Raw genomic sequence first — 22,621 nt, 5'->3', positions numbered from 1 at the left:
ATCCAGGATGACGCTTATGCGCGCAGTTCGGAAATCTCCTACAAGTATTTCCCGGCGTCTGTCCCATACTGCCGGAGGGCTCGCAGTTCTTCAGCAGCGAGGTCCCGCCCAATCCCTGCGGCCCCAAGGATCTCAACGGCTTCACGCCAGGCGTGAATGTGAACATCACCCATGTGTGAGCCGTCATTTGCTGCGATCACCAACGGCGAGCATGCGCATGAACGGAAACGGGCGCCTCACGCAGCCGTCCTGCTGAGGCGCGGCCGTCGGCAATGTGGATGCCGCCAACATCTGAACGGAGAGCTCCAGACTCATGCCATTGACCTATCTGGAAGCCTTCCTGATCGGTGCGGCAGTCTTGCTGCTCGGCGCCTTGTTCATTCTGCTGCACTACGCCCGAGGCATTCTGGGCGAAGCCAGAAGGTTGCGGGACCATACGCAAGCGGCCGAGGTTTCCGCCAACCTGCAGACCCGTCTGCTTGATGTCACCCCGACGCTGATCGCCGCACTGGATGGGATGCACCGCTACCTCGCGGTGAACCAGGCGTTCGAGGAAACGGTGGGAATGGACCGAAGCCGCCTGATCGGCGCCAAGGCCGGTTCCATGGAGGGCGTAGCCGGGTCGCTGGGCGCGCAACTGGAGGCGTTCGCCGCGCAATGCGCGGCCACCGATCAGGCCATCACCGAAATCGTCAAGGTGAGCGCCGCCAATGGACGCGCCATCGATGGCCTGCTGATCGTGCAGCCCTTCTATGTTGGCAAGGATTCGCCTGGCGGGGCGCTGGTGGCATTGGTCGACATCACCGACCGCGTTTCCGCCCAACGGGAAGCCCGCGACATCAAGGACACCATCGAAGACCTGATCGGGACGCTGCCCATGGCTTTTTTCCGGATCCGCGAGGAAGTCGGCGGACACCGCTGGTTCCCTTACTTCGTGGGCCACACGGAACGTTTCCTGCGCCTGCCGGCAAGCGACATACGCAAGAGGTCCGGCACAGGAGAACTACCCAATGTCCTGGAAACCAATTGGCCCACCGCCCGCGCGGCAATGGACGAATCGCGCGCCAAGGGCACCTCGATCCAGATTGACCTGGAAGTGCATCGCCTGAACGATGATGGATGGATACGCATCGGCACTGCGGTGCCCCGCCCTTTCGGCGATGGCACGACGGAATGGAACGGCTATCTGATCGATGTAACGCAAGAGCACCGCGACGGGCTGGCGCTGGGCCGAGCCAAGGCGGCCGCGGAAGCCAATGCCGACGCCAAAGCCCGTTTTCTGGCCGCCATGAGCCATGAAATCCGCACGCCGCTGGCGACCACCGTGGGTGCGCTGGAACTGCTGCGCGGCTCGCCATTGAATGCGGCGCAGCGCCAGCATGTGGAACTGGCCGACAACGCCTCGCACCTGCTGATGGAAATAATAGGGGATATCCTCGATTTCTCCCGCCTCGATGCGGGCGAGCTTGGCCTGGAGGCCATTCCGTTCTCGATGCGGGAGCTGCTGGACCAGGTACTGCATATCTTCTCGACGGGCGCCCGCGACAAGGGGCTGACGCTCGATCTGCGCGTCGCGCGCGGCGTAGCCGAAGAGTTCATGGGCGATCCGGTGCGCATCAAGCAGATTGTCCTGAACCTGGTGGGCAACGCCATCAAGTTCACTGCGGCGGGAGGCATTGCGGTGGCCGTCGATATCGACCCCGACGGGAGCAACGAAAATCCTGCGCTGCAATCGCTGTCGATCACCGTCGCCGACACCGGCATCGGCATTTCTTCAGATACGCAGCGCCGCCTGTTCCAGCCGTTCGTACAAGCGGACGCATCCACTGCCCGCCAGTACGGCGGCAGCGGCCTGGGGCTGGCAATCTGCTTGCGCCTGGCCCGCCTGCTGGGGGGCGATATCCGGCTCGAAAGCCGGGAAGGCCAGGGCAGCGTATTCCAGGTGCGCCTGCCCCTGCACGTGTCGCGCCCTTCGGAACCCAATCCCTCGCTCCTCGGCCGCAGCCTCTTCCTGTCGGTGCGCAGGGCGCAGGACCAGGCCTGCCTGCAGGAATACGCAAGAACACTTGGGCTCTCGCTCGTCCCTGCCGCCGATGACGCGGACCTCCGAATCACTGACGAGCCGGTCGTGGACGCGGTGCCGGCGCGCCCAGGAACCGTCATTGCCCTGGTGGGGCAATCGCTCGCGGATTCCCAGGCTCTGCCCGTGCCTGCGTCCCTGTGCAGCGGTCCGATCCGATGGACGGACTTCAAGAGGGTTTGTCTAACCGCATTGCAGCCACCGCAGCTAGTTGCCAGCGCTGCGGCGGTCTTGCCGGAGAATCTGCCGACGCCGCCTTTACGGCGCATCCTCGTCGTCGAGGACCATCTGCCCTATCAGATCGTGATCCGGAATTTGCTGGAAAGACTGGGCGCGGTTCCCGATGTCGTCGCCGACGGCCCGAAGGCGCTGCAAATGCTGGAGCAGGCACGCTACGACCTGATCATCACCGATTGCCACTTGCCCGGCATGGACGGCTTTGAGTTGACCCGGCGGATTCGTGCACTGGCCGATGCCGGCATCCGGGACCTGCCCATCGTGGCGCTCAGTGCGGACGTATCGCCCGACCATTTGCAGCGTTCCAGCAACGCCGGCATGAATGATTTCCTGGTCAAACCCGTGAATCTGTCGACTTTGCGGGAATGTATAGAAAAATGGACAGATGAAGGGCTTTGACGCGCTTTTGGCGCTTGTGCGCTGCAATGCGTGCGATTGTCACTCACCGGATGGAACCGCTCGTGACCACTGTACTTATCGTCGATGACCACCCCTCCCTGCGTCTGGTGCTGAAGATGCATCTATCGCAGGTCCTGGGCGTGACGGGCATTCTGGAAGCTGACAACGGACAGGCCACCATACAGATCGTAAAAGATTCAGCTCCTGGCCTGGTCATCCTGGACATCGATATCCCGAAGATCAATGGACTCGATGTGATTCCGCGCATCCGCGCGATCCAGCCATCCATCCGCATCCTGGTCGTATCCGGCCAGGACCAGTCCGTCTTCGCGCCGCGAGTCAAGACGGCCGGGGCCAATGGCTATGTCAGCAAGGCGCAGGAGATCTCCGAGATCATCCGCTGCGTCGAGGCCATCCTGGCCGGCTATACCGTGTTCCCCAATACCGAAGGCCCGCAGGCGCCGCGCCTGGAGCGCGTCACCCAGAATGTCGACAGGCTGAACCGGCTGTCCGACAAGGAAATCGTGATCATGCAGATGCTGGCGCGAGGCATGTCCAACAAGGAAATCGGAGAAGCGCTTTTCATCAGCAACAAGACCGTCAGCACCCACAAGACCCGGATCATGGGCAAGCTGGAAGTGCAGACCCTGGTGGAACTCGTCGATTTCGCACGGCAATGCCATATTGCCCCCTGACCTTCAGGCGGAAAAGTTGATGAACCTCGCATTGATCATCGGCGGACGACAAGGCTCGCTGCAGGAACTTGCCGGGAAACTCAACGGCCTGGGCCTGCAGGTAGAGACCCGGCCGCGCGCCTCGGCCATCGCTTCCGATCAGGCGCTCCCGCGCGTGCTGCTGCTGGACGAAGACGCGATCGACGCGCTGGCGGGTCCCGTTCCCATACGCATCGCAGCCGCGCCTATCCGGCTTGCAGTTTCCGCATCGGACGCGTCGATCCAAGGCGTGCAGGCGGTCTTGCAGCCACCAGCGACCGAAGAGGCGCTGCTCCAGGCGTTGCTGGACGCCGGCTACCGCTTGCCGGCAGACGCCGAATGCGCCGCCATCCCAGGCGCGCTGCACGACCTGGTCGATGGCGACCAGGCGGTCGTGGCGGAATTGATAGACAGCCTGCTGAGCACCGGCCAGACCGACCTGGCCGACTATCGGGCGCGCTGCGCGGAGGGCGACTGGGCCGCGGCCGGGTCGCTGGCGCATCGCATCAAGGGAACCGCCCGCATGGCGGGGTGCGCATCCTTGACGCGCGTCTGCGAACGCATCGAGTCGGCCTCCCGCAGTGATGCCGGCCCCGTCGTGCTACGTCTGAACGCGATCTTCACGCCCGGCGTGCAACGGCTCTGCAATGTACTGCGCAGCCTGCAAGTAGCGCCCTGAGCCGGACGTTCAATCCGTCCGCCCTGGGGCATGCTCGCGCAATACCCCGGCAATGGCCCGCTGCAATGTGCCCATATCCACGGGCTTTATCAATATTTCATTCATGCCCGCTGCCCGTGCCCGCTCGATCTCGGACTCATGCGCGCCCGCCGTGTAGCCCAGAATCGGCAGTCGCGCCGCGGCATCGTTGCGCTCGCGCAGCGTTTGCGCGAACGTATAGCCATCCATCACCGGCATGGCGCAATCGCATACGATCAGGTCAAAGACCTGCCGGTCCACCAAGGCCAGCGCATCGCGGCCATTGCCCGCGAAGGCCACTTCGTGCCCCAGCTTTTGCAACTGTCGCTGCAGCAGCAGTACGTTCGACGCCTGGTCGTCGATCACCAGCACATGCAGGCCCGAGATCACGGGCAGCGCCGGCTCGGCGGACGCCACGCTGCGGGCCTCCTCTTTAGATGCCTGCGCCAACGGCAGGGACAGGCGCGCCGTCATGGTCGTGCCGACCCCAAGTTCACTCTCTATCTGTATGGTCCCACCCATTTTCTTCACGAGGCGGTCACAGATGGACAGTCCCAGTCCTGTGCCACGATCGGACGCCGGCAAGGTCTGCTCCACCTGAACAAAGGGTTGCAGCAGGGTAGCCAGCGCGCCGGCGGGTATGCCGACGCCGGTATCGTTGACGGTGAACGCAATCCATTGCCGGCCTTCCGCCACGGGTTCGGCATGCAGACAGACATGCACCGATCCGAACTCGGTAAACCGGATCGCATTGGACACAAAGTTGTTCATCACCTGCTTCAGGCGCAATGGGTCCACGTTATGCATGCTGGACTGACCGTCAGGAAGGTCCATGCTCAACGTCAGCGCCACGCCCTTGCTGGCGGCGATGGGCTGGAATACATCCACGACCTCCTCCACCAGTTCGTACAGGTTCGTCGGCTTCGGCAACAACTGGAATTTGCCGGCCTCCATCTTGGAAAGATCCAGCAGATCATCGATCAGGGCCAACAGCGACTTGGCCGCATGATGCGCGGTCGTCAGTTGCCCCCGATCGTCGACCGGGAGGTCAGGATGCGACAAAGTCAGTTCCAGCATGCCCATGACGGCGTTCATGGGCGTGCGGATCTCATGGCTGACGGAGGCCAGGAAGGTCGTCTTGGTTCGGTTCGCGCTTTCTGCGCGATCCCTCGCAATGGCCAACTCCTTGAGCACGCGTTGACGCTGGGTGATGTCCATCCAGCCGCTCACCACGCCGACCACCGTCCCGCGGGCATTGCGCAATGGCTCCATCCAGTGCTGCACGGTCATTTCCCGGCCACCGATGTGGAACTCGCGATCTTTCGACAGTGGCAGCTCGGAGGCCATGACCCGCCGGTAGTCCTCTTCGATCATGGGCAGATCCAGGTCGCATCCGAGCAACTGCACCGCGCTCTCAAGGTTGGTCGCCATCAAGGCCGGCTTGGGCTGCATCAGCATGCGCTGGAAGGCGTTGTTGCACGCCACCAGACTCAGGTTGGTATCGCGCAATGCGATGGGCTGAGGGATCGCATCCAGCACACCCACCTGAAACGCCAGAAGATCCCTGAGTTTTTCTTCCGACCGCGCGTGTTGGCGGGCCTTGCGCCGCAGCAACAATAGCGCGACCACCGCCGCCACAAAGCCGCCCACGCACACCAGGGAAGTCAGCCCCACCCAAGCGCTCGCCAGGGTGTCGGTAAACAGAATGATGGCGCCTGCCGTCAGTGCGCAGGAAGGTATCGCACAGGCGACCGCCATCTGCCCCAGCCGCCGCCAGCGTTGGGAAATATCTAGTGCGCATAAAGGCGGAAGCGACGGAATTCCCATGAAATGGAGCACTTGAACGAAAAGAAGGGCACCGTTCAATCTAGGGCTCCCGATCTGCGCCAGGTTGTGGAAACGTCCGAACGCATTGTGGAAATTTCATACAAACGCAGCCAACCACTCAATGTGAAATTTCCCACATTCACGGGCCTGCCCTTTGGGTACAGTCCCAGGATTCGACCGAAGCTCCAACTCAAGGAATGCCCGTCATGACGCCCCAGGCCCACTATCCGCAAACCGGCCTCGTCGGTGATCAGGACATCCAGGACCTGCTGCGCAGCCGATCGCCGCTACGCCTGGCTTTCCAGCCTCAGGTCGATCTGCGCAGCGGGCGCATCGTATCCGCGGAAGCGCTGGCGCGCTGGCACCACCCTGAACTTGGCGAGGTCACGCCAGGCGCCTTCATGCCTGTCATTCGCCGGCTGGGATTGCAGCGAGCACTCTTTGAACGCGTCTGCGCGCAGGCAATGGATGCCGTGCGCTCGCTGGACGCAGCAGGCCTTTGCATTCCGATCGCGGTCAACGCATGCGCCCTGACATTGACGGACCCGCTCAGCCTGGCGTTCCTGCGCGATGAGGCCGACCGCCGCGGTATAGAGCCGTCGCGGCTGCGCATCGAACTGACCGAAGACTCCCCGGTGGAGAATCAACCGGCCTTGCGCGCCGCGCTCGCGCAACTGCGAAGCTGGGGCTGCGAGGTCGCCCTGGACGACTTTGGCGCCGGCCACGCGAACCTCGACATGCTTATCGGTCTGGACATCGACGAACTCAAGCTCGACCGTCAATTGATCGCTCACGTGAATGACAACCTGGTGGCGCTGGAATCCGTGCGTTTCGCATTGGCGCTGGCTGCACGGATGGATTGGCGAGTGATTGCGGAAGGAATTTCCACCGAAGCTGAACTGCGGACGTTACGCGCGATGGGATGCGATCACGGCCAGGGGTTCCTGCTCGGGCGTCCCATGCCACTGGCCCAGTTGATCTCCCTTGTGGATGCGGATGCCAGGCATGCCGCGCCGGAGCCATCCGCGCCTGCATGGCGGCGCCATCCGGCACCGGCAGGCCGACCGAGTCATTCGCTCGCGCCCATGCGATAGATCAGATTTCCGGCCAGGATGGAATCGATCAGAAGGAACAGGTCTTTCTTGCTGCCGTAGGTTGCGGCATCGATTACGCCGTGGGCGCCCGCTTGCATCGCAAGGCGGGCAAAGTTCTCCCACGGACGCGCCGCCCGCACGGCGATCTTCGCATTGGGAAAAAGAGCCCGCACCCGCACTGTCGCCGCCAGGCTTCGAGTCGCGCCCGCGGCGACATCCAACAACACCAGTTCGGGCGGCTGCGTATATGTCTCGTGTTCAAAGAACCGCAGGTCCCGCGCCTCGACAATCCATATCTCCGGCTCGGGGGACTGCCGCAGTTTCTGCTGGAACTCGAGATAAGAGACAAGCCTGTCGGTAATTATCAACGTACGGGCCATTATTTCGTTCTCCTCAACTCCACCGCGGTTGTGCCGGAAACCGACGCCTCAGGCGTTACGACGCCTCACGCGTTACGACGTCACAAGTTTGCAACGACTACGGTCCTTCATGCCTGGGGAAATTTCCGACAGGGTTACTGGAAAATTCTCCGTGCTGGCGCAAGCGGCCGGCAAGATCCGTCCAAGCGCCTCGCATAGGAAATTTCTCCAACGAGATTGGGCGGTTTCCCACATACGCGCATCCGGCAGGCCCGCATCCTTGTTCAACAAGGCTTTATGGAACCTGATCATGCTGTCCTTCTCCCGTATGCAATCGGCCCTGTCCGGGCGGCACATTCCATTCAACGTGGATATCGTGCCTGTCGTTCCGCCTCACCCCGCCGTACTGACCACCGTCGAGGCGCAATCCATGCCCACTACCGGCCTGGCGCTGCCCGATCCCGTCTACAAGGCGATAGTCGAATGCCGATCCAGCGCCTTGCGCGCCTGGCGCAACTATTGCGGGCTGTCCATGCAGACGCTGCACAACCGCACGCGCATGAATACCACCACACTGGCGGCCTTTGACCATGGCGACATCATGCTGTGCGAATGGACCGTTGGAACGTTAGCGAAGGCGCTGCACGTCAAGCCGTGGCAACTGCTCAAAGCCCAGGCCATCGCATCGGAGCGGCAAGAGTGCTCCGAACTGCGCGACGCCGCGTCGCGCTGAGTCCGCCGCGCCTGTTGACCTGGTCGTACATGTACGTACGCACCAGGGAAACGCCTCCAGTTCCCGGAAGGCAGGCGCCATATCCCGAAAGCGCGCCCTCACCACTCCGCAACGGCGCCTTTCCGGCGCAGCTCAGAAGGCGATCTTCAGCCCGAGCTTGCCGTTCAGGCTATGGCCGTCGCCCTGGAGGCTGATTTCCGAACCAAAGCTGCCATAGAGGGAGACGTTGCGTTTCACCCGCAGGTCGGCGCCGAGGTTGAGCTGGACAGCCAGCCCCCTCATGTCGGCACGGAACGGGACGTAGCCGGCCTGCGATGAGAACTGCGTGGTCGGGTCCGACAGGAACTCATTCACAAGACTTGCCCGCAGCCATGTCGTGGCGATGCGCTTGTCGCCGCGGTCCGGCTCCAGCTCGACGGTTCGGGCAATGCGAACCCCAAGGCGGCCCCGCAGGCTATCGACGTCGCTGAAACGGATCTTTGCAGCGCCGTCGTTGGCATCGTTGAGGTTGATCGTCTGGAAGACGAGCTGGGCCTGAGGCTCGAGCACCCATTCATCGTTGAGACGAAACGGATAGCCGGTCTCCAGGGAGGCCGCAAAACCGAATCCCCGTGTGTCGAGGTTCAGCCCAGCCGGCGAACGGGCGTTGTCGACATCGTACCGGGTGCCCTGGACCACGCCATCCACGTACCAGCCCTCCTTGCCGATATGCGTCCAATAGCTGCCCAGCGTCACGCCGTTCATTGCGGCCTGGCCGGCGTTGCGGCCGTCGAGATGGTCGACATCGGCGGTGCCGCGTCCGAAAGCGGCGTACATTCCGGCGTGATCCACGCTGCCATTGGCGTTCTCTTTCTGGTAGAGGTCAATGCCCGACTGCAGTGCATAGATCTTGTAGTCATAGTCCGGACCTTTCGAACCCAGGACTCCGGATCGGCTGCCATCTCGCTCGCCGGTCACGCCTATGATGCGGCCCCATGCAAGAGAATTACCGCCGGGGGTGACAGGCCGGTTGAAGTACCGCTCTTCGCCCATGCGCTCATGCAGCGAGTCGAGGATGGTCTCCCCGTAGCGCAACGCCAATCCCGGAGTGGCCACGGCTGTCGACACCTCCGGGCGATAGTTCGGCGGCGCGGGGGGCGGAGTCGGGGTCGGAGTGGGATCCGGAGGCGGAGTCGGCGCCCGGCAAGCGGGGTTGTTCGGAGCAGAGGCGCAGTCGACGGTCGAGCGCAGGTACCAGTTCTGCGGCCCGCTGCCGTCGACGCTCGAGCGGTACAGCGTATAAGCGTAGGGGCCGGCGGCGGCATAGCCGCCCGGATTGCCAAGCGTGAACGCGTTGGTCATGGTTGTGCCGCCATTGATCGCGTCAACGATCAGAATGCCGTTGCCGGCGGTCACGGCACCCAGCCCGCCGGCATTGGTGACGTGGACGGACGACGCGCCCGAGGCGACACCCCCATTGATCACCAGCCTGTCCGACGGCGAGCTGTCCGCGCCCAGATAGGTGTTTATCGCAATCCTGCCGCCCTGGCCTGCATAGTTCGGCGTCGTCAGCGTTGTGCCGGGCGCGGTGCCAGTGCCCATGCTGATCAGCCCGGCATTGGTCGCGCCGGCAACGGACTGACTGAAGCCGTTCAGGTCGAGCGTGCCGGCCCCTGCCACCACCACCGCCGAGTTCGGGCTGAACGTGGCGACGGTCCCTGCCTGCAGTACGCCGGCATTGACGCTGGTGGCCCCGCCGTAGGTATTGCCGGCCGTCAAAACCGTGGTGCCGGTTCCGTTCTGGTTGACCGCACCCGAGCCGGAGATCAGGCCCGCGAACGGCACAATATCAGAGCGATTGAACGCCAGCGTACCGTTGTTCGTCACATCGCCCACGATGGAACCGGTCACGCCGCCATCGCCTAGCTGCAGCGTTCCCGCGCTGATCGTGGTCCCGCCCGTATAGGTGTTGTCGGCCGTCAGAACCGTGGTGCCGGTTCCGTTCTGTCTGACCACGCCCGAGCCGGAGATAAGACCCGCGAACGGCACTACGTCGGAGCGATTGAACGCCAGCGTGCCGTTGTTCGTCACATCGCCCACGATGGAACCGGTCGCGCCGCCATCGCCAAGCTGCAGCGTTCCCGCGGTGATCGTGGTGCCGCCCGTATAGCTGTTGCTGGCCGTCAGAACCGTGGTGCCGGTCCCGTTCTGGCTCACCGCGCCCGTGCCGGAAACAAGGCCCGCGAACGGCACTATGTCGGAGCGATTGAACGACAGCCTACCGTTGTTCGTCACGTCGCCCACGATGGAACCGGTCACGCCGCCGTCGCCAAGCTGCAGCGTTCCCGCGCTGATCGTGGTGCCGCCCACATAGCTGTTGCTGGCCGTCAGAACCGTGGTGCCGGTCCCGTTCTGGCTCACCGCGCCCGTGCCGGAAACAAGGCCCGCGAACGGCACTACGTCGGAGCGATTGAACGCCAGCCTACCGTTGTTCGTCACATCGCCCACGATGGAACCGGTCACGCCGCCGTCGCCAAGCTGCAGCGTTCCCGCGGTGATCGTGGTGCCGCCCGTATAGCTGCTGGCGCCCGTCAGGACCGTCGTGCCAGCACCGATCTGATTGACGGCCCCCGCGCCGGAAATGGCGCCCGCGAACGTCATGGTGTCGGAACGATCGAACACCAGCGTGCCGCTGTTCATCACGTTGCCCACGATGGAGCCCGTCGTGCCGCCATTGCCGAGCTGCAGGGTTCCCGCGGTGATCGTGGTGCCGCCCGTATAGGTGCTGGCGCCCGTCAGGACCGTCGTGCCGGCACCGATCTGATTGACGGCCCCCGTGCCGGAGATGGCGCCTGCGAACGTCATGGTGTCCGAGCGATTGAACGCCAGAACGCCGTTGTTTGCCACATTTCCGACGATAGAGCCGGTCACGCCGCCATTGCCTAGCTGCAGAATTCCTCCTGCGATCGTGGTCCCGCCGGTATAGGTGTTGTTGGCCGTCAGAACCGTGGTTCCGCTATAGGCCTCCAGCTTGCCCGCGCCGGTGATGCCAGGCGCGAACGCGTAGCTGCCGCTGGTGTCCGTATGGTTGAAAACGAGCGTGCCCGCCGCGCCCAACGTCAGGCTCGGGCTGGCGCCTGTAAGCACCAGGGTGCCCGGCGCCGCCGCGGGATCGGTTGCCGCCGCGCCGATATTGATGACCCCGTTCGAGCCCGCATTGGCGGCCACTCTGGCGCTTACCGCACTGACCGTGGCGTTATTCGCGATGGTCAACGCGCCGTTGCCGAAATTGCCCACCGTCAGGGCACCGGAATTCGCCCAGGAAGAGGTGGATCCGTCGACCGTGACACTGCCCGTGGAGTTCGCAGCGAAACCGATGAGTCCGTTCGTATTGGAAACCAAGCCGCCGTTCGCGATACTTAGCCTGCCGGCGCCGGCTCGCCCCACCGTCAATTCACTGCTGTTATTCCACTGAGATCCCGCGCCGGTCACCGTCACGATGCCACTGCCGGCCGTTTCGTAGCCGACATAGCCAAATCCATTCGATGCAACGGCCCCGCCAGTAATATCCAGCGTGCCGCTGCCCGTTTGGCCCACGCGCAGGAATTCGACGCTGCTCAGCTGCGACCCCAAGCCATCCAGCGTTACGGCGCCAGTGCTCCCCAGTGCAGCGCCGATATATGTGTTCGTGGTAGAGGATACGTGGCCGCCGTTCGTGATATTCAAGGTACCCTTGCCAGCTAGCCCCACCGACAAGCCCGGACCAGCAATCCATTGCGCCCCGGCGCCGCTCACCGTCACGGTGCCGATGCCGCTGGTCTGACGGCCGATAAAGCCGGATCCGCTTGAAACGAAGCCGCCGGCTCCGATCTGCAGCGTCCCGCTACTGATATTCCCTACCGACATGGAGCCGGTGAAAATCCAGGGCGAGGTGTGCGATCCCGGTACGGTGACGACCGATCCCCCATCAATGGTCTGAGCAATGGAGGGTGTGGGGCCGGGCAAGGCGATCAAGGCTGCGCCTGACAGGATGCAAATCGACCGGACTTGAATTGGTAGCAAGGGCTGCATATTCTCTACTCACCAAAAAGAGATTCAGTGGAGACCTTTTGCGCAAATGCTGGACAATCGTCGTTCGCTAGCCCTAATCCTACGGCTGACAGAAACACCTGCTCATGATAGGCCTGTTTCGCGCTTGAACCGCCGAAATTTCGGGGGCAGAACATCTGGCGCGCGCGCGATCCCCTCGCAACGGATGAGATCGAGGTTTGGTACGGCCGAAGCGTTGCGCGCGGCCGTGAATGAAGTGGTAACACTGGAAGACCCGCAAATCTTGATTTGCCCTGAGGAGGCATGAAGACCGGCGCATACCCGGCCTACCCGGCTGGCCTGGCGGCGCAACCATGATCCTAGGATCGTCCTTTCCCGAATGGCCATGGCTAGGAAATGGATGCAAGTCCTGTATGAAATTTCCCAACCCGCCGTTCCACGCCAGCATTTGCACCTCGGCGCGACCAGTCAGCGGCATTTGACCCCAATAAAAAAACCGCCCTAAGGGCGGCTTCATGCAGATCAGCGGCTTCAGGTCGCGTTGCGCTATCGGGCGGGCTTGGCGTCCTTTTCGCCGGTGGAGGCATTCATATATTCCTTCACCGTACGATTCTTGTTGTAGACCACCGTCAGCGTCCGCTGATCCTGCATCGCCCCATATTCGCTGTTATTGAAGTAGAACCAGGTTGCGGTCTGCAGGCCCTGCGAATTGACATGCTGGGACCGTGGCGGCCCGAAGTCCCGGACCATCTCGTCAAAGGTGGTGGCATTAATCTTGATGGCCTGCACCTTCGCCTGGGTGATCAAATCCCCGGAGCTGGGCGCGGCGCAGCCGGTCACCATGGCGGCTACGAAAAGCAAGGACATTCTCATTCAACTACCCCGGTCTTGTAAGCCGCCATGCTCGGCTGCTGTGTTTGTGAAGCGAAAAGCAGCGGGCTTTCCGCACCGCTCCCCTGGACGCGAGCGACCATAGAATACCTTGGCCATGCCTGGCCGTCCTTCTGCGGCATAATTCGGTCGCACAGGAGGGTAACGACAATGAAAATTCAAAGCCTCACGGCTCGGCTGGCGAGTTTGATAATCGGTCTTGGCGTATCCATAAGCGCTGACGCACAAACCTGCAAGAACGGACAGCCGTGCGGAAATTCATGCATCTCGTGGAACAAGACCTGCCGAATCGGGTCCGAAAGCCCTGCAAGCCCTGCAACCGCTGCCACCCCTGCAACCCCCGCGACCAGCGCCCCGCGCTCGCCAGCGCTGCGGCGGCCAGCCGCTCCCCTGGTAAGCGATTCGCCGGTCGCGACTCGCGTCCTGCGGGTGGATGGCACCGCTTTTGAATGGCCCACGTTCGAGGCCCGGGTCATTACGCACATCAAGGCCGGCACCGCAGTTACCGCCTATCGAACTCAGGGACAGTGGATCCGGATATCGCAAGACTCGGGATCCGCGCCCGCCCAATGGGTGCACGAGGCCCTCCTGGTGCAATAGCTGGCAGAGCCCGCGCCCGCTCGCCCCCAGGTCGATTTGCGGTCATCTACAATCCGTTGACGTGCCGGACGCGAGGATGCGCCGGCCTGCAACACATAGGCAGCATGACGCGCGCGAAGAAATCAGCCCCAAAAAAGAGAAGCCCGGTAAGCAGGACCCAAGCCACACAGGCTGGCCGCATTTATCGATTCCTGCGAACGTTCGCCCTTACCTCGCTGGCCAGCTTTGGCGCGGCCACCTACGCACTGAACCCGCAATGGCGGGCGCATTTGTCGCCAGAGGACATTCTGGCGCGTGTGGGATGGCCGGCGCAGGAGCGGGTCGCACCCGCCGCGGTGCCGGCGGGCGGGCTCGCCCACACCAGGTTTTCGGACTGCCCTCAGTTCTTTCCCAAGGGCGGCCCGCCCATCGTTCCAGCCAGCCAGTCGCTGCGCGAATTGTGTTTTTCAACGTTTGCCGTCTTGCACAACGGCCAGACCAAGACCCCCGTCTTTGTCGCCGAGCGCCTGAACCGGAAGCTGCTGACCCAGGCCCAGGGGATGCAACGGACAGACAAGTTCTATGCCGAGGCGCGCGTACCCCGCGCCGAGCGGGCCGAGCTGGACGACTACCGCGGCTCCGGCTACTCCCGTGGTCACATGGCGCCAGCGGGCGATATGTCCACCCGCGAGGCAATGGCGCAGAGCTTCTCGTTGGCCAACATGGTGCCCCAGGACCAGACGCATAACGCCGGCCCCTGGAGCCGCATCGAACAGGACACCCGGAAGTACGTGATGCGAGCCTCGGGCGACGTCTACGTCTTCACGGGACCGTTCTATTCGGACAAACCTAAGGAGATCGGGTCGGGCGTCGCTGTGCCCAGCTACATCTACAAGGTCGTGTACGACGAGGCGACGGGACGCTCGTGGGCCCACTGGCAGGCGAACAGCGCCCATACGACCGCGGGAGCGCCTATCAGCTACGAGGAATTCGTGCGGCGGACGGGAATGCAGTTACTGCCGCAGTCCGGGCATTGACTGCCAACTACTTCGGCCGGGGCGCGTGCAGGCCGGCGGCGACCGGAGCCCACGTGCCGGCCCGCAGCCGCGGCACGCAGTTGACGATAGCCCTGGCCACGTTGCGCACCTCTTCCTGCACCGCCGTATCCTGATCCAGTTCCGCGTGGCTGGTGGCGTAGGGTTTGTAGTAGCCGATGTATCGATCCAGCCTGGACGACGCGCCCGCGTCCACCAGCCCCATCCAGTCCAGCCAATCGCCGAGGGCGCGCCGTTGATCCTCGATGCCAGCCACGTCGCCATGCACCACCAGCCCGTAGGCCCGGCCCACCAGGTGCTTCGGGTAGGGCCAGCCGTCCATCTCCATCTTCTTGGCCTTCTTCACGTCCTTGCCACCCGTCGAGGTCGGATCGGGATTCCCTCCATCGGCGCACACCAGCCTGTCTATCATCAGCTTCAAGACGCTGGGCGACTGGTACCAGTAGGTGGGCGCGACCAGTATCACGCCGTGCGCCGCCACCCATTGCTCATAGATCTCGCTCATGGCATCGTTGTCCTGGCCCAGCGAATGATTCGGATAGCAGCTGCACGGCCAATGGCAAAGCGGCATCGCCGTGGACACGCAGCCCTTGCAGGGGTGGATCTGGTATTGGTATTCGGAAGTCAACCGGCTCAGGTCCAGCATGTCGGCCTGCATATCGGCGGACTCCACCTCCTGCCGCACGATCTGCGCCAGCCGCCAGCTCTTGGAGACTTCCCCCGGACAGGTGCCATCGTTGCGCGCCGCGCCGATGATCACCAGCACGCGTGAGCGCGTACCCGGCTGACGCTGGATTTCCGCCGCGCGCGCCAGGCGGTCGTGTGTCTCTTTCCATTCCACCGACATGTCGTAGTCGGCATCGGCATAGCCGGGCCCGGCTTTCACCGTGAGGGGCGCCTTGCGGCTGCCCTCGTATGCCTCCCACGCGATGGCCTCAAGCCGATCCAGCGCCTCGCTTTCCACCTGGAATGCGGGATCGTAGAAGCGGCGCATGAAGCGCAGGCGGAACGTGCCGCGCGCGAGCTGGCCGGCATACTGCCCGGAGCGGACATCGAGCTTGGATCTGGTCATGGCGGTCTGCCTGCGGACACGGACGATGGCGGTCAGCAAATGCCGTGCCCATGGCGTCCGGCCTCTGGCGGTTCACGCCGCCCTAGCCCGCCTTGCGAAACGCCAGCACGGCGTTGTTGCCTCCCATGCCAAAGGAATTGCTGACCGCCAGCTTCAGCGCCGGCAGGGCACGCGCGGTTCCGGGCACGTAGTCCAGGTCGCATTGCTCGTCGCCGTGTTCAAAAAACAGCGTGGGCGGGACGACCCCGCGGGATACCGCCATTGCAGTCACTGCCGCCTCGATGGCCCCGGCGGCGCCGATCGTATGCCCGATCGCACCCTTGATGCTGCTGATGGGCAAGGTGCGCGCGTGTTCGCCGAACACCTGCTTGATGGCGGCGGTCTCGATCCGATCGCCCACCAGCGTGCCGGTAGCGTGCGCATTGAGATAGTCCACATGCTCGGGCGACAAGCCGCCATCGGCCAGGCACCGCGCCATCGCCAGCGCCTGGCCATCGGAGTCGGGGCGCAAGGGATGCGTGCCATCGTTGCTGACGCCATATCCGCAGATCTCCGCGATGGGCGTCGCCCCACGAGCCGCGGCGTGTTCGGCCGATTCCAGCACCAGCATCGCGGCGCCCTCGGCCAGGGCAAATCCGGTGCGCCGATGGCTGAATGGCCGGCAGCCCCCCTCCTTGCCGGCATCGGGGTCCGCGCAAAGCACGTGCAGCTGGGTCCAGGCTGCCATGATGATCGGGGTCAACATGGCCTCCGCGCCGCCCGCCAGCGCGATGTCCAGATACCCGTCGCGAATGCGGCGGAACGCCTCGCCTATCGCGACCGCGCCTGCCGAGCAGGCGGTTGTGTATGTCTGCGCTTCCGCCACGGACTTGAGCTGCTGCGCAATGTGCGCCGCCGGCGCGTTGGGCATGGTGGCGGGCACCACCAGCACCGAGCGCCTCGGGACGATGCCATGGTATGCCTCCACCGACTCGCACAGGGTGGACACGCCGCCGATGCCCGTTCCTATGAAGACACCGCAATTGGCTTTTTGCGCGTCGTCCAGATCGGCCTGCGCCACGGCTTCGCCTGCCGCGTGCTGCGCCATGAGCGTGACCCGGTCCATCATGCGGGCCTGTGCCGGATGCACGCCGGCAGCGATATCCGCGCGCACGTATCCCACGCGCCGCGCGATGCCGCTGTCATGGTGCACATCCACGCCGCATTCGCCCGCCACCAGGGCGTCGAAAGTCTGCCCCGCCGTACCGCCGACCGGAGTGACCATGCCTATTGCGGTGATGACAACCTTTTTGCGTTCCATGGAGGATCCTTCCCGCATCAGCCCTTGCGCCGGGCAGCGGCAAGCGCCACGCGCGCCGCCACGCTGCCTTCGGCGGGCCCCGCCGCAACGCGCTCAACGACTTCGTGCATGTAGGCAATCAATGCGGAGAGATTGCTGGGGAAGACACTCGTGATTTCCTGCATGCCGACCGCATGGTCGGTGGGCAGCATGTCGTCTGTCTGGATATGGAATTCGGTTTCGATCTCGAGAAGGATCTCCAGAATGGCCAGCGAATCGAACTGCGTAATGACGGCGGAGAACTCCTGGTCCGCAAGCAGAGGCCCGGGTTCGCACCGACACACATTGGCGATGATGGCGGCGAGCTTTTCCCGCATGATCTCGGGTGCCGGAAGGATTGGCGTGGTCAACTGGGTTTGCATGATCCGATTCCCAAAAGGCATTGGACTCTCTTAGGGCCCATCAGCTGTAGGTGAAGGTCAACGTCGCCGTTGCGCGCACAGCCCCAGCCGTGGGCGCGGGCGCCACTTGCAGATAGCTCGCGCCGACGCGATACGACCATGTCGTCGTGGGGAGGGCGCCTACCGCGGAGCCCAGGCTTCTCTCGGCCAACCCCATGGCTGGCTGGCGGAAGTCTCCGGTCTGAGGGTCGTGTATCCACAGTTTTACTCCTACCCCCTTGGCGCCTGCGGCGGTAGTGTCCTGGTTCGCCAGCGTTGCCGGATAGCCGCTTACCGTGGTTCCGGAAACAGACACGGTCGGCGCCGCAGTACTGGTGGCGGCGCATGTCACCAGAAGATTGGTCGCCGTCACCTCTCCCGCACTGCCGCTCTTTAACGCAGAAAGCGTAGCATCGGGCAGGGTCAGGTTCAACGCGCTCGGGTTGGACACATTGCACGTGGGACGCGTGATTTGCACATCGCCGACCAATCCCACCCGGTACAGCCCTGCGGGCGGCACCGTGCCGCCCGTGCCGCTGACGCTGGTCTGGGCGAAGATGAGGCTCGAATTCAAGGTCCCGGTGCCTATCGGTTCTCCGGTTGCGACGACTTCGATGCGGGTCCGGGTATTTGCGCCAAAGTTCGGACTGTCGAACGGAAATACCAGCACGCCGTTGGCGTAGCTATTGATGTAATACACCGGCGCGGTCGCGCCGCTCTGGCTGTTCAAATAGTAGAACACGCGATAGCCGATTCCCGCGATGTTGGTACGGAAAATGTCGCTGCTGCCGGGCACCAGCGTTCCATTGCCATTGAAGTACTCCATCGCACCGGGTGGACAGTTATACAAGGGCGCCACCCTGCCCTGCGCGCCCCCAACGTAGGAGGGCAGATATCGCTCCACGGCGAAGAGCACCTGGCCCTGGGTCGCCTGCGCAGGCGCGGCAAACGAGGATCTTCCGGACGGCAGCGAAAACTGATAGTACGAAAACGGGTCGTAGATCACGCCGCTCGGTCCCCGGCCTCCCGACGTGTTGACCGAGCACCTGGATGCCCTTGCGTCCAGCGGACCCGCCCAAGCGTCCGGAACACCTGCCGCGGCGCCCAGGAGCGCAAGGCAGATGCCTGCCAATGCGCGGAGCCGGGAGCCCCGGCCAGCGCGAGCGAAAAATGTGGGTTTGGCGTCTAGGCGCATGTCAATTCCTTCTTTGTCTCCGCGGCACCGGACTGCTCCGCCGAAACATCAATTTCAAATGAGCAGTGCTGCTCCTGTGCCCCGCCCCACTTGACCGTATAGCGGTTCGCGCCCTGCAGTCCGGTGAGCCATGCCCGTCCGACAGGCCCGACCACGCCGCGCTGCTCGCCATCGGGCGCGTAGATGGCAGCCCCAAAGGGCAACTCGGCCCCCGAGATATTCTTGAGCACGACCAGAACCGTGCGTCCAAGCTCCGTCTCGAATTTCGCGACCACAATCGCGCCGCGTGTCGGCACGACGGTCGCGACGTTCTGCGAGATCGAGGCATTGGGATCGTCATAATCGGGCGACAAGGAGATGCGATTTTCCCGATAGGGCGTCGCATACGGCACCAGCGCCCGGCCCGATCCATTGGTGCGGACTCCCGGGTAGGCGTCCACTACCGCACCGGCGGCGCCGGGCGCCTCCACGATAATCGCCGTCTCGCCTATGGATTGGCCGAACAGCATCCCCTTGTTGTCCACCACCACGGCGCCGCTCAGGTCAATGTTCGTGTTGGTGGCGCCGGCGTTATAGGCATGGCTCAGGTTGGCAAGCCCGACCGGCGAGGCGTAGCCCATCGTGGCATAGCCCCGGCCGCCGTTGCCGCCCCCCTGTGAACCGTTGGTGACGCCTCCTTGCACGGCATAGGTCAGCGAGTAGTCATCGGTCAACGCGCCGCTGAGGTTGACGTCGTGGTTCGTGCCCTGCCCCTGGGTGTGGCTCATCGTATAGCTGGCGGTGTGCCTGCCGCCCAGCGGTATGCTGAGCGTCAGCATCACGGTCGACTCGCGCTCCTGCCAAGGGCTTTTGTTGACGCCGAAATTCAGCGCGTAGCCCACCCGCCCGATGGCGCTGGAATACGAAACTTGAAGGAACGAGGCATTGCGCGGCGCATTCCGATAGGCGATGCCGTAGTAGTTGAACGACAAGGCCCCCCTGTCGGCTATCCGCTGCGACAGCCACAACTGGTACTCATGCTGCCGCTCGTAGCCCGTATACACGTCACGCCGCGAGCGGTCGCGCATGGCGTCGTCCAGGCTGCGGTAGCCATCGGAGTTGTACCGGTATCCGGCCAGCGTCAGGTCGGTTCCCATTCCCGGAAAGGACTTGGCGTATTGCAATCTTGCGGCCGTGCCCACGCGCTTTTCGCCAGCGGAGCCTTGCGAACGCGAGCTCGTCACGTCGACCGACACCGCGCCCATCTCGCGCAAATTGAAGGCCAGGCCCGCCGCGCCCGCGTGATATGCCCCCTCGGCGCTGGTCCACCCGCCGTAAGCGGTGACGCCAAGGGGCAGGCCGTGCGCAAAAGTCAGCTGGGCCATCAGCGGACTCCCGTCCAGATGCGCCTGGCGATGCTCGCCCGCCGCGACGCTGTAGTTCCAGGTTCCCTCGCGCAGCATCGTCGGCAGGGCCGAAAACGGCTGGAACGAACGCGTCGTTCGGCCACCCAGCTCCTCGATGATGACCTCCAGGTCGCCGCCTCCGGGTGTGGAATAGAGATCATCGATGACGAACGGCCCAGCCGGCACGAACGTCGTATAGATCGCGTTCCCATTCTGGCGCACGGTCACCTTGGCATTGGAAGGCGCGATGCCGCGCACCACCGGCGCGTAGCCGCGCTGGCTGTCCGGCAGCATCCCGTCATCGGATTGCAGGATCGCTCCGCGAAAGCGCGCGGCGTTGAATATATTGCCCGGCGTCGAACTGTCGCCCAGGCGCAACCAGCCGCGCCATGGGGCGACATCGCGTTCGGCGTACAAATCGCTCCAATCCCAATCCGACCGTTTCACGCTTTCGTAATAGCTGCCATTGGCCCGCAGGCGCCACGCGCCAAGGTTCAATCCATTGCGAAAATTCGCGAACGTGCTGTTGTTCGTGCCACCCCCCTGCCCGCCCGACGAACGCGCGGCGTTATGCGTCAGGCGATAAGACGACCAGAATGCAGTGGTGCCGTTATCCCATAACTCCGGCGCGACAGTCCCACGCGCCTTGCGATCCAGCGCAGCCTGGGGGATGGACACGTCAAGCACGTTCTTGTCGTGGTCAAAGCGCGTGCCGGCCGACGGCAGCGCCGTCAGTGAACCTTCGCAGCTGGCAGGGTCGAGCTTCTGCAAGGCGGGAAAGGCTTCAATCTTCACGCCCATCTCCTTCAACAGGGAAACGGGCAGGCAGGGCTGCGCGTCGTCCACCCCTTCGACAGCGGTGAATTCAATTTCGCGCATGCCGAATGCCTGACGATTCAGATTGACCATGACCGATTTTTTTCCGGGCAAGGTCCGATTCGAATACGCAAAGACCGACAGGTCAACGCTGGTGCCACCTTTACTCTGATGCAGGAAACTGCTGTCGAAGGTGGCCGCGTCCGGGCCCACCTCCCCGGCGGAGCTGGATGCGCATGCAGCAACAATCGCGACTGCCGCCAGGGCAATCGCTACGCGATTCCAATTCCGCCTCACGGCTAGCGCCTCTCGGGGCCGCCGGCCTCCGACGGCACCGAAACTTCGGGCCACGCCTCGACCACGCCGTAGTCATTGACGACGTTCGCCTTCGCCTTGATCGCGCCGCCCGGACACTTGCCGAGCGGCATCTCGGTCGTGGCGAACGGCTTGGCGACGACGGTACGGCCAAAGCCCGCAGCCTCGCCCGCGACGTCAATGGCCGCGAAATTGACGGTAAACGCCGAAGTATTCTTGATGGCGAGCCGGCATTGCTTGCCGTCTCTTGTCCATGACCACTGCACCAGTTCGTGGCCGCGCGGCATCTTCTGGATTGCGGTGGGACGATAGAACAGCTTGATGCGTGTGCGCGTGGCGAGAGTCAGGCTGTTTTCGGCGTTGCCCGCCTTCTTTTGCGGGATCTCCAGCACGTTCAACCAGTAATAGCTCTCGCGATCGCCGGCCAGGCCTTCGCCCACCCGGGTGATGTTGAGACTGCGCTCGGCATTGCCGTCGAAGCGGCTCAAGGGCGGGGTCACGAAGAAAGGCGTTTCCATTTCTTCCGAATCGCCATCGATCCAGGCCTGAACGACGAAGGGATCGGTGCCGTGATTCTTGGCGAAGACAGAAACGTTCTTGTCCTTCTCGTTGATGATGACGCGGGTGGTGGATAGCTGGATGGCGGCCTGGGCCACACTGCCGGCCAACACGCCAACCACGGCGATAACGGGGAGCAGGCGTTGAAAGAGAGTGTTCATAGGGCTGACCTGCGGCTCGCTCCAGGCGACCCGGCTGAAATAGGGATGTGAATGAAAAAAGGCATGGCCGTCGCATCGGGCCGAGCCGCAACGGCTCCAGACCGGAATCAGGAGTACGACAGCGTTATCGTCGCGGTCGCGTTGGCCGTTCCCGACCGGATTTCGGTCGCTCCGGCCGGAGTGATGTAGTAGCTCGTGAACTGGAACGTGCTCTGGTTCGTGTTCACGTTGAAGGCGTATGACTGGCTGCCGTCCATTCGAACCTTGACTCCGGAGCCATGCGTCGTGTCGCTGGTCTGCACCTGCACGCCAAATCCGGTCGCGTTATCGGCGCCCGGCGTCAGCGCAAGAATGGTGGAATCGCCGAACGCCGTCGTGCCATTGAATCGAAGGCTGGCAGCCTGCAGAGTCGAAATCTCGCAACTCTGCAAGGTGACCGTGAACGTCTTCCAGTACTGCTGGGCGGGCGTATTCGATCCGCTGAATTCCGAGATGGGCACATCGCCCATCGAAACCGAGCCCACCGACATGGTGCACGGCGTGCTCGTAATTCGTCCCTGAATGTTCAAGGTCGCCGTCTGGCCATGCGCGGCGCAGGCCGCGGACAAGAGAACCGCGGCGACAGCGACATTTCCAATTTTGAGATTCATATCGTCATCCGGCGGATCTCGTAGAACAGCTGAACGCCGATCCGCGTTGGGGCGATT

Annotated in this window: 17 protein-coding genes; 6 read left to right on the top strand and 11 right to left on the bottom strand. The window is 63.5% G+C overall.

Annotated features, from left to right (window positions below):
- Positions 1 to 313: 313 nt before the first annotated feature.
- From HLG70_RS29135 to HLG70_RS29125, 3 genes are all read left to right on the top strand, one after another.
- Positions 314 to 2,716 (top strand): hybrid sensor histidine kinase/response regulator, encoded by a 2,403-nt coding sequence (locus tag HLG70_RS29135; protein ID WP_171663090.1) that lies wholly within the window; start codon positions 314 to 316, stop codon positions 2,714 to 2,716.
- Between the two features lie 62 nt (positions 2,717 to 2,778).
- Positions 2,779 to 3,411, top strand: a complete 633-nt coding sequence (locus HLG70_RS29130) for a response regulator transcription factor (protein WP_171663089.1) — start codon at positions 2,779 to 2,781, stop codon at positions 3,409 to 3,411.
- Positions 3,412 to 3,430: 19 nt separating this feature from the next.
- Entirely contained in the window at positions 3,431 to 4,108 is a 678-nt protein-coding gene (locus HLG70_RS29125) for an Hpt domain-containing protein (RefSeq protein WP_171663088.1), read from the top strand.
- Positions 4,109 to 4,117: 9 nt separating this feature from the next.
- Here the strand turns inward: HLG70_RS29125 and HLG70_RS29120 are convergent, their stop codons facing one another.
- Positions 4,118 to 5,992, bottom strand: coding sequence for an ATP-binding protein (locus HLG70_RS29120; RefSeq protein WP_171663087.1), 1,875 nt, complete (start codon positions 5,990 to 5,992; stop codon positions 4,118 to 4,120).
- A gap of 167 nt (positions 5,993 to 6,159) precedes the next feature.
- On the opposite strand from HLG70_RS29120, the gene HLG70_RS29115 reads away from it, so the two are divergent.
- Positions 6,160 to 7,047 carry an EAL domain-containing protein gene (locus HLG70_RS29115; RefSeq protein WP_171663086.1) on the top strand — a complete coding sequence of 296 codons (888 nt, stop codon included), beginning with the start codon at positions 6,160 to 6,162 and terminating at the stop codon, positions 7,045 to 7,047.
- On the opposite strand, the gene HLG70_RS29110 is transcribed toward HLG70_RS29115, so the two are convergent.
- The gene (locus HLG70_RS29110) at positions 7,023 to 7,427 is read right to left on the bottom strand and encodes a response regulator transcription factor (protein ID WP_171663085.1); all 405 of its coding nucleotides are present in this window, start codon (positions 7,425 to 7,427) and stop codon (positions 7,023 to 7,025) included. The genes HLG70_RS29115 and HLG70_RS29110 overlap by 25 nt on opposite strands.
- Before the next feature lie 289 nt (positions 7,428 to 7,716).
- On the opposite strand from HLG70_RS29110, the gene HLG70_RS29105 reads away from it, so the two are divergent.
- Entirely contained in the window at positions 7,717 to 8,139 is a 423-nt protein-coding gene (locus tag HLG70_RS29105) for a hypothetical protein (protein ID WP_171663084.1), read from the top strand.
- Between the two features lie 132 nt (positions 8,140 to 8,271).
- Here HLG70_RS29105 and HLG70_RS29100 read toward each other — a convergent pair whose 3' ends face one another.
- Positions 8,272 to 12,132, bottom strand: coding sequence for an autotransporter outer membrane beta-barrel domain-containing protein (locus tag HLG70_RS29100; protein WP_171663083.1), 3,861 nt, complete (start codon positions 12,130 to 12,132; stop codon positions 8,272 to 8,274).
- A gap of 582 nt (positions 12,133 to 12,714) precedes the next feature.
- Positions 12,715 to 13,035, bottom strand: coding sequence for a hypothetical protein (locus tag HLG70_RS29095; protein ID WP_234103292.1), 321 nt, complete (start codon positions 13,033 to 13,035; stop codon positions 12,715 to 12,717).
- Positions 13,036 to 13,763: 728 nt separating this feature from the next.
- Between HLG70_RS29095 and HLG70_RS29090 the strand changes: the two genes are divergently transcribed.
- A complete protein-coding gene (locus HLG70_RS29090) occupies positions 13,764 to 14,675 on the top strand; it encodes a DNA/RNA non-specific endonuclease (protein ID WP_171663081.1) in 912 nt (303 codons plus the stop codon).
- A gap of 7 nt (positions 14,676 to 14,682) precedes the next feature.
- Here the strand turns inward: HLG70_RS29090 and HLG70_RS29085 are convergent, their stop codons facing one another.
- The 7 genes from HLG70_RS29085 to HLG70_RS29055 form a co-directional block, all read right to left on the bottom strand.
- Positions 14,683 to 15,765 carry a flavodoxin family protein gene (locus HLG70_RS29085; RefSeq protein WP_171663080.1) on the bottom strand — a complete coding sequence of 361 codons (1,083 nt, stop codon included), beginning with the start codon at positions 15,763 to 15,765 and terminating at the stop codon, positions 14,683 to 14,685.
- Positions 15,766 to 15,847: 82 nt separating this feature from the next.
- Entirely contained in the window at positions 15,848 to 17,065 is a 1,218-nt protein-coding gene (locus tag HLG70_RS29080) for a beta-ketoacyl-[acyl-carrier-protein] synthase family protein (RefSeq protein ID WP_171663079.1), read from the bottom strand.
- 17 nt (positions 17,066 to 17,082) lie between these two features.
- Positions 17,083 to 17,466 (bottom strand): acyl carrier protein, encoded by a 384-nt coding sequence (locus HLG70_RS29075; RefSeq protein WP_171663078.1) that lies wholly within the window; start codon positions 17,464 to 17,466, stop codon positions 17,083 to 17,085.
- A gap of 40 nt (positions 17,467 to 17,506) precedes the next feature.
- Positions 17,507 to 18,490 (bottom strand): fimbrial protein, encoded by a 984-nt coding sequence (locus tag HLG70_RS29070; protein WP_171663077.1) that lies wholly within the window; start codon positions 18,488 to 18,490, stop codon positions 17,507 to 17,509.
- Between the two features lie 179 nt (positions 18,491 to 18,669).
- Positions 18,670 to 21,093 (bottom strand): fimbria/pilus outer membrane usher protein, encoded by a 2,424-nt coding sequence (locus tag HLG70_RS29065; RefSeq protein ID WP_250157076.1) that lies wholly within the window; start codon positions 21,091 to 21,093, stop codon positions 18,670 to 18,672.
- Between the two features lie 86 nt (positions 21,094 to 21,179).
- The gene (locus HLG70_RS29060) at positions 21,180 to 21,914 is read right to left on the bottom strand and encodes a fimbrial biogenesis chaperone (protein WP_171663076.1); all 735 of its coding nucleotides are present in this window, start codon (positions 21,912 to 21,914) and stop codon (positions 21,180 to 21,182) included.
- Between the two features lie 107 nt (positions 21,915 to 22,021).
- Positions 22,022 to 22,564 (bottom strand): fimbrial protein, encoded by a 543-nt coding sequence (locus HLG70_RS29055; RefSeq protein ID WP_171663075.1) that lies wholly within the window; start codon positions 22,562 to 22,564, stop codon positions 22,022 to 22,024.
- Positions 22,565 to 22,621 lie beyond the last annotated feature (57 nt).

The organism is Achromobacter deleyi, from assembly GCF_013116765.2.
In the GTDB taxonomy this organism is placed as follows: domain Bacteria; phylum Pseudomonadota; class Gammaproteobacteria; order Burkholderiales; family Burkholderiaceae_B; genus Achromobacter; species Achromobacter deleyi_A.
Note: the sequence above shows the minus strand (reverse complement) of the source record. Positions and strands in the feature narration are given on the sequence as shown.